This is a genomic window from Maribellus comscasis (genome assembly GCF_009762775.1).
Classification (GTDB): domain Bacteria; phylum Bacteroidota; class Bacteroidia; order Bacteroidales; family Prolixibacteraceae; genus Draconibacterium; species Draconibacterium comscasis.
In genome coordinates, this window is the sequence record NZ_CP046401.1 from 1,988,260 (window position 1) to 2,004,138 (window position 15,879).

The 15,879-nt window shown below is 39.6% G+C and carries 11 protein-coding genes; 10 read left to right on the forward strand and 1 reads right to left on the reverse strand.

Annotated elements, in window-relative coordinates; translation table 11 throughout:
• Positions 1-6: 6 nt before the first annotated feature.
• On the reverse strand, positions 7-876 hold the full coding sequence (locus GM418_RS08175) for an AraC family transcriptional regulator (protein ID WP_158864960.1): 870 nt from the start codon (positions 874-876) through the stop codon (positions 7-9).
• Between the two features lie 109 nt (positions 877-985).
• Between GM418_RS08175 and GM418_RS08180 the strand changes: the two genes are divergently transcribed.
• The 10 genes from GM418_RS08180 (at position 986) to GM418_RS08225 (ending at position 15,760) form a co-directional block, all read left to right on the forward strand.
• Complete coding sequence (locus GM418_RS08180) at positions 986-2,029, forward strand: uroporphyrinogen decarboxylase family protein (RefSeq protein ID WP_158864962.1); 1,044 nt, start codon at positions 986-988, stop codon at positions 2,027-2,029.
• Between the two features lie 21 nt (positions 2,030-2,050).
• Positions 2,051-3,307 carry a DUF6807 domain-containing protein gene (locus GM418_RS08185; RefSeq protein WP_246222825.1) on the forward strand — a complete coding sequence of 419 codons (1,257 nt, stop codon included), beginning with the start codon at positions 2,051-2,053 and terminating at the stop codon, positions 3,305-3,307.
• Between the two features lie 74 nt (positions 3,308-3,381).
• A complete protein-coding gene (locus GM418_RS08190; RefSeq protein WP_158864964.1) occupies positions 3,382-3,774 on the forward strand; it encodes a GxxExxY protein in 393 nt (130 codons plus the stop codon).
• A 51-nt stretch (positions 3,775-3,825) separates the two neighbouring features.
• Positions 3,826-4,725 carry a DUF6807 domain-containing protein gene (locus tag GM418_RS08195; RefSeq protein ID WP_158864966.1) on the forward strand — a complete coding sequence of 300 codons (900 nt, stop codon included), beginning with the start codon at positions 3,826-3,828 and terminating at the stop codon, positions 4,723-4,725.
• 86 nt (positions 4,726-4,811) lie between these two features.
• Complete coding sequence (locus GM418_RS08200) at positions 4,812-5,165, forward strand: four helix bundle protein (RefSeq protein ID WP_158864968.1); 354 nt, start codon at positions 4,812-4,814, stop codon at positions 5,163-5,165.
• A gap of 75 nt (positions 5,166-5,240) precedes the next feature.
• The gene (locus GM418_RS08205; protein WP_158864970.1) at positions 5,241-6,614 is read left to right on the forward strand and encodes a Gfo/Idh/MocA family protein; all 1,374 of its coding nucleotides are present in this window, start codon (positions 5,241-5,243) and stop codon (positions 6,612-6,614) included.
• A 591-nt stretch (positions 6,615-7,205) separates the two neighbouring features.
• Positions 7,206-10,238, forward strand: a complete 3,033-nt coding sequence (locus GM418_RS08210) for a SusC/RagA family TonB-linked outer membrane protein (RefSeq protein WP_158864972.1) — start codon at positions 7,206-7,208, stop codon at positions 10,236-10,238.
• Between the two features lie 37 nt (positions 10,239-10,275).
• Entirely contained in the window at positions 10,276-11,994 is a 1,719-nt protein-coding gene (locus GM418_RS08215) for a RagB/SusD family nutrient uptake outer membrane protein (RefSeq protein WP_158864974.1), read from the forward strand.
• Positions 11,995-12,287: 293 nt separating this feature from the next.
• Positions 12,288-14,342, forward strand: coding sequence for a DUF2264 domain-containing protein (locus GM418_RS08220; protein ID WP_158864976.1), 2,055 nt, complete (start codon positions 12,288-12,290; stop codon positions 14,340-14,342).
• 53 nt (positions 14,343-14,395) lie between these two features.
• Positions 14,396-15,760: a BNR-4 repeat-containing protein gene (locus tag GM418_RS08225; protein ID WP_158864978.1), complete on the forward strand. Its 1,365-nt coding sequence runs from the start codon at positions 14,396-14,398 to the stop codon at positions 15,758-15,760.
• Positions 15,761-15,879 lie beyond the last annotated feature (119 nt).

Consider the following 15,879-nt stretch of genomic DNA (forward strand, 5'->3'; position numbering starts at 1 on the left):
AGAGGCTTACCTTTTATTAAATTCACGGTAGTATTCAGAAGGAGTATATCCGGTTTGTTTTTTAAATGTCCGGTTAAAATTCGAAAGATTATTAAATCCGGCTTCAAAACACACTTGAGAGATTGTTTTTGTGCGTTCAATAATCAATTTACAAGCATAACTAACTCTCATATCGTTGACATATTCAAATAATGATTTTCCGGTCTTTTCCCTGAAAAATCTGCAAAAGGCGGACGGATGGAGATGAGCGATTTCGGCTACCTTTTCCAGTTCAATTTTTTGAAGATAATTGGTACTTATGTGATGCAAAACACTTGTTAATCTATCGTTACCAAAATCAAAATTATCTTTTTGATAATATTCGCCAGCCAATAAGTTGTAGTCTTTAACTTTCCCCAACTTGTTTAAAAAGTCCAAAAACAAAATAATCCTTTCAATTCCGCTTTCTTCTGTAAGTTTAAGCAATGAAGAAGAAAACTGCCTGGAAACTTCCGGTGGGAACTGCAATCCACGCGATGAGCGCTTCAATAGTTCTCCGATAAGACGAAATTCGGGATACGTTGAAATTTGAGCATCAAAAAAATCAAAAGGAAATTGGATGATAATATATTTCAGCTTTTCGTTACAATCGCTTCTCTCATAAGTTTCGTCATTTTTCCAGAAATGAGGGAGATTACTTCCAAGCATAACCATATCACCAGTCGCAAAAGGCTCAATGGAATCTGCAACAAAGCCGGTTCCCTTTCCTTCTACCACATAAAAAATTTCGTATTCACTATGAAAATGCCAGGGATAAGTGATTTGCGAAACCTCCTGCTTTTTTATCCTGATTGCACATCTACCCGGGAAATTAATATGTTCGTGCATCATCTTCATAAGTCAATTATACTAAATTTTGCAAAGAAAATACAACATCTTGCAAAAAAAGTACTGCTGAATAGTTGCATTACTTTCTTTATATTTGTTGAAACTTCAACCTGAATTTATGACAGACGAGCAATGGAATTTACTGCTACAGACAGTAAGTGGAAATGTGCCGGAAAAACCGGTTACCGGTTTTATTATCGACAGTCCGTGGTTACCTGGCTGGGCGGGAATATCAATATTACAATATTACTCTTCCGAAGAAATATGGTTTCAGGCCAATAAAAAGGCAATAGAAGCTTTCCCGGATATCCTTTTCCTGCCTGGATTTTGGTCAGAATTTGGCATGTGTACGGAACCTTCGGCATTTGGAGCAAAACTAGTGTGGAACGACTATAATTTGCCTCATGCAGGCAAAGTTATCAGCGATATCTCGGAAACAGGCAGCTTAAAAGTTCCAAATCCAAAAACCGATGGCCTTTTGCCTTTTATCATTCAGCGTCTTGTCAATTATCAAAAACCCATTCAGGAAATGGGTCATGAGATAAAATTTGCCATTGCCCGCGGCCCTTTAAATATTGCATCCTTCTTAATGGGTACCACTGAGTTTTTGATGGCCTTGATGATGGATCCGGAAAATAGTCACAAGTTGTTGGATACCATTACAAAATTTACAGTCAACTGGCTGGAATACCAAAAGGAGAAATTCCCCTCTATTGAAGGAATTTTAGTTTTGGATGATATTGTTGGTTTTGTGGGTGACGACGAGTGCAAAGAGTTCGCTGTACCATATATCAAAAAGATATTTACTGCTTTCAATTCCAAAATCAATTTTTTTCACAACGATGCTCAGGGCTTGATCTCAACACCTTACCTAAAAGAAATGGGTGTACAACTTTTTAATTTCAGCTTTGAACATTCAATGAAAGAAATAAGGGAACTGGCCGGACCCGACGTGGCATTAATCGGAAACCTTCCACCTCGTGACGTTTTAGCTGAAGGAACACCGGAACAGGTAAAAGACGAAACCATAAAAATGGTTAATGACTTTGGGGATAAAAACAGGGTAATCTGGTCGTGCGGGGGTGGAATGCCTCCAAATGTCTCCACGGAGAATATTCTTATATTTAAAGAAACGATTGAAAACGAAATACGTAACTTGTAATTTTATTCAACTAAACCAAAAATGAAGATAAAATACTATATAATCCTGATGTGTGTGTGTTTATCGCTGCAAACAACTGCGCAGGAATTATTGCGGTTTTCAGTTCAACCTTTCGAAAAACGAATCAACGCCCCGGTTTCATTACCATTAAACGGAATCAATTACAATTCCGATGACGGAAACCTCGTATTGTATGAGGTTCTGAACGGAAAAGAAGTTGAAGTTCCGTGCCAGATCGAGTTGGGATATTCAGCCCGGCTTTGGTTTCTTTTGGAGGGAACAACCGAAGCTGAGGTTAAAAAAGAATATGTTTTAAAGCTGGAGGATAAAATTCCCCTTCTGAAGTTGGGAATCGTCTTAAAAAAAGACCAGAAAGACCTGCATCTTTTAAGCGGTGAGAAACCAATTCTGAATTACCGTTTTGCCACAACGTTCCCACCGGATGGAATTGATCCGATATTTAAACGTTCTGGTTTTATTCATCCGTTATGGTCTCCGGGGGGTGAGATTTTATCGAGAATACAGCCGCCCGATCATTATCATCATTACGGGATTTGGGGTCCCTGGACAAAAACCAGCATCGATGGCCGCCATGTTGATTTCTGGAATTTAGGCTCCGGTGAAGGTACAGTAAAATTTACCAGTTTTCTTTCTCAAACAGAAGGAAATATTTACAGTGGCTTTCAGGCACTTCAGCAGCACATCTATTTTGGTGCCAAAGGTGAAGACCAGGTAGCTATGAATGAAATTTTGGATATAAGAGCCTGGAATCTTGGTGAAGATACTTTTATGTTCGACTATACCACGTCGTTAAACAGCCCGTTGGAAAACGGGATTCTGCTTGAGGCTTACCGCTACGGTGGTGGAATTGGTTTCCGTGCCACTAAAAAATGGCACAAGAACAACTGCACTGTACTGACTTCAGACAACAAAACCCGTTTGGATGCTGATGGTTCCTTCGCTAGATGGTGTATTGTGGAAGGAGAATCGGACACCGAAGAAGGTCGTTCCGGACTATTGTTTTTAAGTCATCCTTCAAATCGAATGCACCCCGAACCTATGCGTGTTTGGCCGCTCGATGCCAATGGTGGCAGGGGCGACATGTACTTTGAATTTGTACCTATCCGCCACAACGACTGGAAACTGGAACCCAAAAAAGAATACACTTTAAAATACCGTGTAGTGGTTTTTGATGGAAAAATGGATGCAGAAACAGCAGAAATGTATTGGAGTAGTTTTGCGAAAATGCCAAAAATTAAAACAAATAATAATTTATAAATCTGTGGATATGCTTTTCGCCACAGATTCACAGATGAATAATAAATGTCGTCTGAAAGTTATGAGTTAAAAATATGAGTCAACATTACGATAATAAAAAATATCCGTTGCAAAAAGAGAGTTACGAAATAATTGGAATTTGCATGGAGGTTCACCGTACCTTAGGTAAGGGTTTCCTTGAAATTGTTTATAAAGACGCTCTGGAATACGAATTCACAAAAAAAGGAATTCATTATGAACGTGAGAAAAAATATGAAATTGAATACAAAGATATTATTCTGCCTCATCATTTTTATGCCGATTTTGTCGTATTCGACAAAATTATTCTTGAAGCAAAAGCACAACAGGGTATTGTTGAAAATCATTACAAGTGGGTCATAAATTATCTTGCAGCTTCAAAATGTAAATTGGGCTTAATTGTCAATTTTGGGGAGGATTCGTTGGTCACAAACCGTGTCATTTTATAATCTGTGAATCTGTGGCAATATATTAACATGAAATTACAACAATTATTAAAAATGAAAATAAAAACTCAAACCTTTTTAATTATCAGCTTTTTATTAATCAATTCAGTGACATCCGCTCAATCAAAAGTTACTGCCCAAAAAGTGGGAGATAAAATTGAATTCAGAACAAATGGCAACCTGATTACGAGTTACATTGTTTCGGAATATGAAAAATACCCCTTTTTCTTCCCTGTGAATGGTCCTTCAAAGGCCAATGTAACTTCCATGAGAAATGCGTTGTATCCCCATCATAGCTCTCTCTTTTTTGGTTGCGACCGCGTGAACGGTGGCAATTATTGGCAAGAGGGTCTTGAACGCGGACAAATAATTTCGCTTCGCGAAGATGTGCTGGAAACAGGAGGAATAAAAGCAGTTATCGAAAATGAGTGTATTTGGAGACGTCCGGGAGCCGACGCTCCAATCAAAGACAAACGTAAAATTTCTGTTTCAGTTCCGGCTGACGACAAATATCAGATAGATTTTGAAATTTCAATGGAAATGTTGATGGATGTTACGATTCAAAAAACAAACCATTCCCTCTTCAGTGCCCGAATGGATATGGATATTGCTGTTGTAAATGGCGGCACACTTGTGAATTCTGAAGGTGAATCAGGCGAAGAAGAAACGTTTGGGAAACGTGCGGCCTGGATGGATTACTACGGAGAAAGAATGGGAAAAACCGAAGGGTTGGCCATCTTGCAACATCCATCAAACGATTGGTATCCTGCACCGTGGTTTACACGCGATTACGGATTTTTCTCACCCACTCCGATGTACTGGCCCGAAAATGATGAATATATTTCACTCAAAAAAGGAGAAAAAATACATTTAAAATACCGGGTGGTGGTTCATTCCGGTGACCATTTGGAGGCTGATATTGCCGGGGAGTTTGAGAGTTTTAAAGAAGAATAATACCGGTTGAGACAACAGAAGGTCGATAAGCGGTAACAGATGACTGATGACCGATGACCGATGAGGGTGACAAAAGAAATAAAAAAATGAAATTCAAATTTGAAAAACTTGTAGTTTGGAAGGATGCAATGAAACTCGGTGAACAAATAAATACTTTGACTGACAATTTCCCACCCAAAGAAATCTATAATTTGTCTTCGCAAATCAGACGAGCTGCTGATTCTGTTGCTCTGAATATTTCAGAAGGTTCTATTGGTCAATCAAATCCGGAACAAAAAAGATTTGTAGGATATTCCATTCGTTCTTTGGCTGAAGTTGTAACATGTTTGTACAAAGCAAAAATGAGAGAATATATCTCAAATGAAGAATTTCAGTCATATTACGATTCTTCATTTAAATTGATGAATATGCTAATTTCATTTAAAAACAACATAAAATAATTGACATTGATCACCGATCATCCGTCTCCGGTCTTCGGTTAGAAAGAAATAATTACTAAACCAAAAAATAATATCATGAAAAGAAGAAATTTTATAAAAAAAACGGCTGCAACAGCTGCCGGAACAATGATAATTCCGACGATTGTTCCGTCATCAGTTTTTGGAAAAAATGCACCGAGCAACAAAATAAATATTGGGCAGATTGGTTGCGGAAGAATTGCGCGTGGGCACGACATGCCGGGGGTATGGCAACACGATGTGGCGCAAATCATGGCTGTTTCCGACCTTGACAGCAAGCGGATGGAAGACGGAAAAAAATTAGTAGAAGATCATTACAATGAAAAAACCGGAAGCAACAACGCGGTTGATGTAAAAATGTATGCCGATTACAAAGAAATGCTTCTCGACAAAGACATTGACGCGGTTGTTATCAGCACGCCCGACCACTGGCATTCGCAACCGGCCATAGAAGCTGCTTTGGCAGGAAAGGATATTTACCTTCAAAAACCAACATCATTAACCATTACGGAAGGGCGATTATTGAGTGATATCGTTCACAGACAAGGTGTGATACTTCAAGTAGGTACGCAGCAACGCTCATCTGCGCAGTTCAGAAGAGCAGCTGAACTGGTAAGAAACGGCCGCATCGGGAAAGTTCATACCGTCAAGATAGGGCTTCCCGGCGATCCTTCCGGGCCACTTTTTGAGGAAATGCCGGTTCCGAAAAGTCTGAATTTTGATATGTGGCTGGGCTCAACACCTGAAATATCTTACACAGAAAACCTGGTTCACCCGCAAAAAGGATATGATCGTCCGGGCTGGTTACGTCATGAAAATTATGGTGCCGGAATGATAACTGGTTGGGGACAACATCACTACGATTCAGCTGCATGGGGAATGGACACGGAGTTCACAGGTCCCATTTCAGTTGAAACAGTAGCCCAGTTTCCAAAATCGGGAAGCTGGAATGTACATGGTGATTTTATGGTAAAACACGAATATAAAAACGGCATTACGGTATACACAAGTGGTGGTTTCCCAAACGGAATCAGATATGAAGGAACCGACGGCTGGATCTTTGTTACTCGCGGAGCTTATCGTGCTACGGCCAGTGACCCAATTCCGGAGGGTTCAACAAAAGCGTTGGATGCCAGTAGTGAAGATATTTTAAAATCGAAAATTGGCGACAACGAAGTTAAACTGTACGTAAGTGAAGAACAACACGGCAACTGGCTGGATTGTGTTCAATCGAGAAAACAACCCATTTCCCCGGTTGAGATCGGACACAGAGCATGTTCTGTTTGTTTGGTTAGCCACATTGCGATGAAGATTCCCGGAGTTTTGAAATGGAATCCGGAAACAGAAAAATTTGTTGATAATGATGTAGCAAACTCTATGTTAAGCAGGCCACAACGATATCCTTACGGTACTGATTATATAATAAGATAAATTTGATTGCAGGAATTCTTAGTCAAAAAAAAATCATTATGCATCGGTTTATAGATTGCAAATGAAATTCGAAAGAACAAAACATACCTGGTCAGAAGACGGAAGTCGGAAGTGGTTTTTTTCGGTCTTTTATCTTCGGACCTTATTATATCTAAGATTTTATAGAAGCTAAAGTATCCGCGATAAAATTGCAGGGTTTTAATTTTTAACCAGATAATAAACCAATTTTATTGGAATAAATTATACCTTAAAATATATAGTTAAAGATAGTTGAATGCAAGTCACTTAAGTTTGTATGTTTTCTGACATGCAGGCATGCAAAAAAAGTATCAAACTTTGTCAAATTTAGTCAAGGTTATAAATTAAAATTCATTTACTTTTATTTCATACTTTCTAATTGATGTTTTTGAAACACTTAATTTCAAAAATTCAAAATAAGAAATATTCATAGCTAAAAAACTAACTTAAACAAATTTAACATGACATACCAAAAATCTCGATTCTACACTTAACATTTTTATAATTTAGTTATTTCAAACAATTGGACAGAGGTCCTTTTGTTATTCTTATAATCTATAAAAATCTCTATTTATGCAAAAACTATTAACTTTATTAATGGTACTTTTTGTTACCATTGGTAGTGCAATGGCACAAAAAGAAATTTCAGGAACAGTTACATCTGAGGGTGTACCCTTACCAGGTGTTACTGTTTTTGTTAAAGGAAGTACGATCGGATCCGTCACCGATGTCGACGGTAATTACAACCTTTCAGTTCCCGACGATGCAACTACTCTTGTGTTTTCTTTTATTGGAATGAAAACACAGGAAGTTGAAATTGGTAATCAATCCAATATAGGTATTGATTTGGAGCCTGATGTCATCGGCCTTGGAGAGGTCATCGCAGTTGGATACGGTACAATGCGGAAAAGCGACCTGACAGGTTCGGTGGCCAGAGTATCGATGGAAGATAAGGCACTTCAGGCTGACTTAAACATTTTACAATCTTTATCGGGGGCATCAGCTGGGATTAACGTTCAGCAAACAGGAGCAGCAGGTGGAGAACCTGATTTCTCAGTAAGGGGGCAAACTTCTTTATCTGCTTCTGATAGGCCTTTAATTGTACTCGACGGTATTATTTACAATGGCGACATCGCCGACATTAACGTTAGCGATGTTGAATCGATTGATATACTAAAGGATGCCAGTGCTGCAGCCGTTTACGGATCACGTTCTGCAAACGGTGTAGTTCTGATTACTACCAAATCAGGAACGACTGAGAAGCCACAGGTAGAGTTTAGTATGTACTATGGTTTTCAGGATATGACCAACACACCGATGAAGGTGATGAATGCAGAACAGTATGCCATTCGTCTTACCGATTATTACTATCAGCAAGATTTGTACACCTGGTATGCTACCAATCCTACAAGCGATGCGGGCAAACCGGTAAGGCCGGATATAACCAACCGCGAAGTTGTTGCTTCAACACTTCGCACCCAGGAAGAAAGGGACAATTACCTTGCAGGGAACGAAATTGACTGGGTTGACGAAGTCACTCAAATTGCACCAATACAAAGCTACAATTTAAGCTATTCGGGCAATACAGGGAGAACAAACTATTATGTATCTGGTTCTTATGCAAATGAGGAGGGAATACTGGTAAATGATAAATTCTCGAGATTTACAGTACGATCAAATATTGAAAGCACAATTACAGACTGGCTTAAAGTAGGATTAAATTCAGCCTATTCTTATCGCGACTATTCCGGATTATCTGCAGATCTCGATGACAATACTATTCTCTCGGACGCAAGAAATTGTAGCCCTCTGGCTAACAATCATATTGGTCAACCAGATTATGATATGTACTTAACCGGCGAAGCGTACATGCCATACCCATTGATTCATCTTTACGCCGATAACAGCGACCTCAGGAATAACCTGTTTATGGTGGGTAGTGCAAACATTAAAATTCCATGGATAAAAGGATTAAGTTTTGATATTAATTACTCGAACACCTATTACACGCGAAACAATTTTACGTTCTTCCCGGTGACCCACTACGACGGAGCAGGCAACAATGGCGCCGGCAGTAAATACCATTATGAAGAAAGAAGCTGGATTCAGAACAACATACTTACCTATCTGCGCGATTTTGGCGACCACAACGTAAATGCAACTTTCCTTTACAGTCGCGAACATTCGGGTGCAAATGCCTCTACCCTGTCGGCATCAGGATTTGAAAACCAGCAGCTTAGCTACAACGGACTTGGCTTAGGGACACTTTCTACTGTATCCACATCAGCATGGGAAGAAGACGGAATATCTTACATGGGAAGACTTAGTTACTCGTATAAAAACCGTTACTACCTTACAGGTACTGTACGCCGCGATGGATATTCAGGTTTTGGCGCAAACAATAAATTTGCAAACTTCCCATCGCTATCTTTAGGCTGGGTTCTCTCTGAGGAGGATTTTGTTGGTAGCAGTTTTCCATATATGAAATTACGTGTATCTTACGGTATAAACGGAAACCAGGGATTGGGACGCTATAAAAGTTTCTCAACGATGACTACACTGTCGTACATTTATGACGCTGAAACAAGTATAGGTCTTTATCCAAGCGGAAGTCTGGGTAACGACGACCTTAAATGGGAAAAGACAGCCTCGCTGAATATGGGTGTCGATTTTGCATTTCTGAATCAAAGAATTTCCGGATCGTTGGATTTATACAATGCTAATACAACCGATGTACTCGTACAAAGGGCACTTCCTGCAACAGCAGGATATGACAACGTCTACACAAATATTGGTGGGATTAACAATAAAGGGATTGAAATCATGTTGAACACCATTAATATGGAACAAAGTGATTTTAGATGGTCTTCAAACTTTACTTTTAGTTTAAACCGAAATGAAATTACAAAACTTTATGGCGATGAAAACGATGCTGATATTGGAAACGAATGGTTTGTAGGTGAATCAATAAGTGCTCAATATGACTATGAAATGGCCGGAGGTCTCTGGACTGAAGAAGAACTCTATAGCGGGCAAATCCTCGACGGCTGGTATCCTGGTCAGTTTAAATATGTCGATCAGAATGAAGATGGAGTAATTGATCCAACAAACGACAGGAAGGTAATTGGTTACGAAGATCCAAACTTCCGCTTCAGTATCAACAACTCATTGTCGTACAAAAATTTCAGTTTAAACTTTCTGCTTAACGCAATATGTGGCGGAAATGGCTATTACATAATGGACAACGCTGGTGTTCTTAACACGAAGTGGAGGTCAGACGATGTATATCGCACAAACATGTCGGCAGTGCGTCAATACTGGACTCCCGATAACGGAGTAAACAATGCAACGGGTATTTACAACTCACCGGCTGTGTCAAGTGGAATTTATCAAAGCAGGGGATTTATCCGGCTTCAGGATATTTCTCTGGCATACAAATTCAATGATTCAGTATTAAACCGACTGAAAATAAATAATTTACAAGTATATGTTTCAGGGAAAAATTTATATACCTGGACAAAATGGTCGGGTTGGGATCCTGAAACAGGTACCAGTAATACGCCATTAATGCGAAATATCACTGTAGGAGTAAAAATTTCGTTATAATCAGTTAAATAGATTAAAAATTTAAATTAGAAATAAGATGAAACAAAAAATATTTAGAATAATCAGAACATACATTTTAGCGGTATTGATTATTCCATTGATAGGCATCTCCTGCAATGAAGATGAAATACTGGAAGAGACACCACTGGATTTTCTGGCACCTAAAAATGCATACAGCAGTGTAGCCGGGGCACGACAAGGTATTTCGGGGCTTCACGCCTATGCCCGTAATTACCTGTTCAAAGATGCAGCATCTCAGGAATGTTTTGCATGGAGAAGAGGAGTGAGTACGGATATAGCGTACCATGGTGAAGATCCGGCCAGTACCAAATTCCCCTGCGATTTTGTCTCCTTCTTTACTTCTACCAATTATGTCAGTCGTGACAGCTGGACACGTAACTATAAACTGATACAAAATGCCAATGTATTAATTGCAGCAATCGAGGAATCAGATCCGGAAATATGGGAGAGTGAAGACCAGATGAATGCATACAAAGCCGAGGCTATGTTTTTCAGGGCTTATGCATATCGTGAACTTGTATCGTGTTTTGGTTCTGTTCCTATTGTTACAGAAGTGATAAGTGCACCAAAAACCGATTTTATAAGAAACTCTGTTTCTGAAGTATACGCTACCATGGAAAGCGACTTGTCATACGGGACAACACACCTTCCTGTGCGTGGTGAAGAAGAAGATCCGGGTAGGATTACCCAGGGAGCAGCATGGCACTTTTTAGCTGAAGCCTATGTGGCACAAGGGAAAAACCAGGAGGCTGTAGAAGCTTGTACCCATGTAATAGACGATTACGGTTATGCAATTATGACCGAACGTTTTGGAAGTACTGTTGATGTTTTTGGAAGTGGCGATGTATATCTTGACCTGCACGCTTATGGAAACCATAATCTTGATGCAAACACCGAAGCAATTTGGGTTGACCAATACGAACCCCTGGTTGAAGGAGGTTCTAACAATCTTGGTGAAAGGGGGTTTGGCTGTGCTTATTTCAGAATGGGAAATACCCCCGACGGTTATCAGGCATTTTTAGGAGAGTACTACAACGGAAAATATACAGGATATTCTGATACTCTTGGCCGACCCGTTGCCTGGATTAGGCCTACATATCACGCTGCGAATGCCATTTGGAAAAGCGATTGGGACAACGACTATAGAAATGCAAAACATATGATAAAACGTAAATTCTATTGGGACAACCCTGCATCTGCCTATTACGGACAGGCAGTTGACTTTAGCCTTTATCCTGCCGATGCCGGAAGGGATCCAATTAAAGATACCTGCCAGTATATTTTCCCGTATTTTATGAAATTTGCCGATCCGTGTAACCATTTTACCAGTCCTGATCGCTCGGGCGGTGGTTACAACCACAAAGATCAGTATGCATTACGATTGGCCGAAACGTATTTGTTACGTGCTGAAGCTTATATTAACCTGGGACAGACAGGCAAAGCAGCAGACGATATTAACGTAATTCGCGAACGTTCAAATGCAACACCTATTACAGCCGATGAGGCAACCATTGATTATATGCTCGACGAACGTATCAGGGAACTTTGGGGTGAAGAACAAAGACAAATAACTTTGCGACGTACCGGAAAACTAATCGAAAGGATTCTAAAATACAATAACAATCCTAAATTCCCGGGGCTTAATGCAAAAGACTACCATGTTCTGTTGCCTATCCCACAGACTCAAATCGATCTTAATATAGATGCTGAATTTGAGCAAAATCCAGGATATTAATAATCTTTAGGACCTTTAGAAAAAAATAATATAGTTAGTTTAGTTAGATTTAGATAAAAAGCGCTGCCTTTTTTCGGGTAGCGCTTTTTCTTTTTATTCCAAACCATTCCTATAATTCTTCCGTTTTGCTATCGGCGATTAGGCAGATTCGAATTCAAAACTGAAAAAAGACTTATCTGCGCCTAACTAACTCCCTGTAAATAATTATTAAGTAATTGTTTGTTCTCAAAGAAAATAGACTATATTAAAGTCAGAACTGTTAAATAAATAAAAGAACACTAATCCGGCAATCAATGAAAAACGCATTTGAAATTAAGAATCCTGATTTTGAGTTAAGTCCGTTAACCGGAATGACAAAGCAACATTATATCGAACTGGCCATATATCTTTTGGAAAGGGCTTTTAAAAATGTCGATTCAATACATACACCTTTGTCGTTCCCAACGGTTCCGGGTAAAAGCTATCCACAGCCGAATGCACCGGACTGGAGATATAGATCTGCCGAATTTGAAGCGCTGGAAAGAACGTTTACTCTGGCAGGCCCGCTGATACATGTCAACCCGGAAATTACAATTAACAACATCAAACTTCGGGATTATTACAAACTTCAAATTTATAATGCATTTACTCCCGGACATCCTAATTCGCTGCCGCTACCCGAGGATTTGCCCGATTCCAACTACCAATTCATTTGCGAATTTGGCGGCCTTTTTAAAACACTGCTTTTGATGCCGGAAACCATTTGGACGCAATATTCGGAAAAAGAAAAAGAGGAAATGGTGGAATGTATTTCCAAATGGGCCCACCACAGGACAACGCAGAATAACTGGCGGATCTTTAACATTATCACGCTTTCTTTCCTTAAAAAATACGGCTACGAAATTGATGATGGATTACTAAAAAGTCATCTCTTATGGGTGGCCTCCTATCACTCAGGCGATGGCTGGTACCTCGAACAAACATACAATTACTACTCAATTAGTCTTTTTATTGTTTATACAACCATTTGGAACCGCACTTTTGGTGACGAACATTACCCTGAAATCGCATCAATTATTGAGAAATCGGCTCAAAAACTAATGGAATCGCTCACCAGCTTTTTTGGTCGGGACGGATATATTAATATGTGGTCGCGGAGCATTTGCTACCGAACCTGGGTTTCAGGAGCATTTCCGGTTGCTTTTATGTTAAAAAAACAATCTTTATTAGATGCCGGCTGGGCGCGCAGACTCTGTTCCGGTTCGCTCCTTCAGTTTGTTACCAAGGAAGAATTTTATTATAACGATATTCCAAGCCTTGGGTTTTACGGGCAAAAGGAGTATATGATTCAGAATTACAGTTGTGCTGCCAGCCCGTTTTTAATGTTTCTCCCCTTTATTTGTCTTTCATTGCCTGATGATTCACCCTTTTGGACTGCCAAAGAAAATGACGGGACGTGGGAAAAACTTGGGAATGATTCCAAAAGAACAGTTTTGGAAAGCCCGGGGCTGGTTCTGGTAAATCATGGAAAAACAGGGACTTCTGAGATTATCCCCGGTAAAGTATATTATGACGATCCCAATTATTCAAAGCTAGCTTACAATACACATTTCCCGTGGGAAGATCACAATCCAAACGGTGGAACTTCAATGGAATACAGTTTCCGCAGCCAGGACCCACGGGATGTAAGAGGCGACGACATCAATTTTTATTTAACCGGCTTGACCGTTCAAAACGATTCAGACAAAAACCAGAAATACACCATTTCGCAAAACATGCTTTTTAACGGTGTTCGGAAAAATGTTCTGTACCGGCAGGCTATCATGCGGCGCCCGCCAAATAACGGGGTTGGATACATTATTGATCTGGCAGAAATAACCATCCCGGGGGGAGTAATTCGGGCAGACCGTTCGCGTCTGGCATTTGAATACGAACTGATACTTGGACATTTTGGACTTCCTCATTTAAACGGGGAAAAAGCCATTGTTAATCAATTCGGAAACGGGACGAAAAAAGTGATAACTGCCTCCATAAAAGGAAGACAGATTGCTTTGATAACCTATAATGGTTGGGACAAGATTGATAACCTGGTTCATAATAACCGAAACGCTGAGGCGGGTACAAGTACTGTCATTTATGCGTACAAAAAGCGGTTGCAAAAGAATCCGCCAATGGAACTGATGATTTCGGCAATGCTGCACAAAACGGACAACAGTGAATGGACAGAGGAAGAATTGTCACCCATTAAAGATATTGAAATCATGGACATTACTTCTGAGTTTTCTCCACTGGGCGCTCAAATTACACTAAGTAACGGCGAAAAATACAAGATCGACTTTAAAGATATTGACGGCAAAAAAACATGCTGATTTTATATATTTATGACGTTTTCATTTAATTAACGATCGATAAAAACAAAGTAATGAACAGAACAAAAAAACTTAGGTTTCCCGTATTGCAGATAATTTTATTTGCTTTGGGAGCTAGCTTTTCAGCTTGCAACTCAAATAAAAACGCAAAAGAAGAAACAAAATCAGTTGCAAAAGATACTATTTCAACATTAACCGACGATGGTGCCTGGTGTTGGTTTTCCGATCCGCGCGCCATTTATTATTCGGAGGATAAAATTGTAACCGGGTGGGTGAAAAAGGATGGTTCGATTGAAACCGCTTCATTAAATATTGAAACAGGTGAAAAAGAATTTGAAAATATAAATCCGAAAATGGAGGTCGACGACCATGACAATCCGGGATTTGCTGTTTTATCCAACGGGAACATCATTACCATGTACGCGTGGCATTCCACAAAAAAAGGTGTAATTTCAAATACAACAACCAACGGTTCCGATGTTCATTCATTTGACGAAAACGTTGTTTTTAAACCTGTAACTGACGAGCTCCTTGAGAATTTTCCCCGTGAGACATACACCTACGCCAACCCGTATGTTTTAAAAGCTGAAGACAGTAATCTGTTTTCATTTGGCCGGTGGATAGGTTACAAACCCAACCTTATAATTTCAGGCGACAATGGAAAAACCTGGGATCAGCAATATGTGGTTGTAAGCAACGAACCGTTTGACCCCAATAACCGTCCGTACGCGAAATATTATTCCAATGGCGATTCAAAAATTCATATGATTTACACCAACGGGCATCCCCGGAATGAAGAATTTAATTCTGTTTATTACTGTTATTACGAAAACGGGGCATTTTGGAAAGCCGACGGAACAAAAATCTGTACCCTTTCTGAGCTTCCCTTTGACGTTGAAGACGGCTCTCTTGTTTACCAGGCAAGCACCGAAACCGGTCGGGCATGGATTGCTGATGTCGTTGAAAAAAATGGAGTACCATACATCTTATATTCGCGCCATCCGGAAGAAACAGACCACCGGTACCATTATGCATGGTACAATTCGGGTTCACAAAATTGGGAAGATGTTGAACTTTGTAAAGCCGGAAAATGGTTTCCGCAAACACAGGAAGGAGAGGTTGAACGTGAACCTCACTACATGGGAAATATGACATTTAACCCTCAAAATCCAAATGATGTCTACCTGTCGCGGGAAGTAAACGATATTTTTGAAATTGAAAAGTACAGCACCAATGACCAGGGAAAAACATGGGATATTACTCCGATTACCAAAAACTCAGAGTACGACAATGTTCGGCCTTATGTGCCGCGCTATCTGCCTGAGAGTGCAAAAACTGTAGTTTTGTGGATGGAAAACAAAAAATACATCCATTACACAAATTACGATACCAGTATAAAATATACGATAGAAGATTAAACCGACTTCCAACAATTTAAAGCTCAATCCACAGAAGAAAACATACAATTGACAACAAAATGAAATAAAATTGTACTTTTGTGTGTACGTACACGGAAACTACTTAAAATTCTATTCAC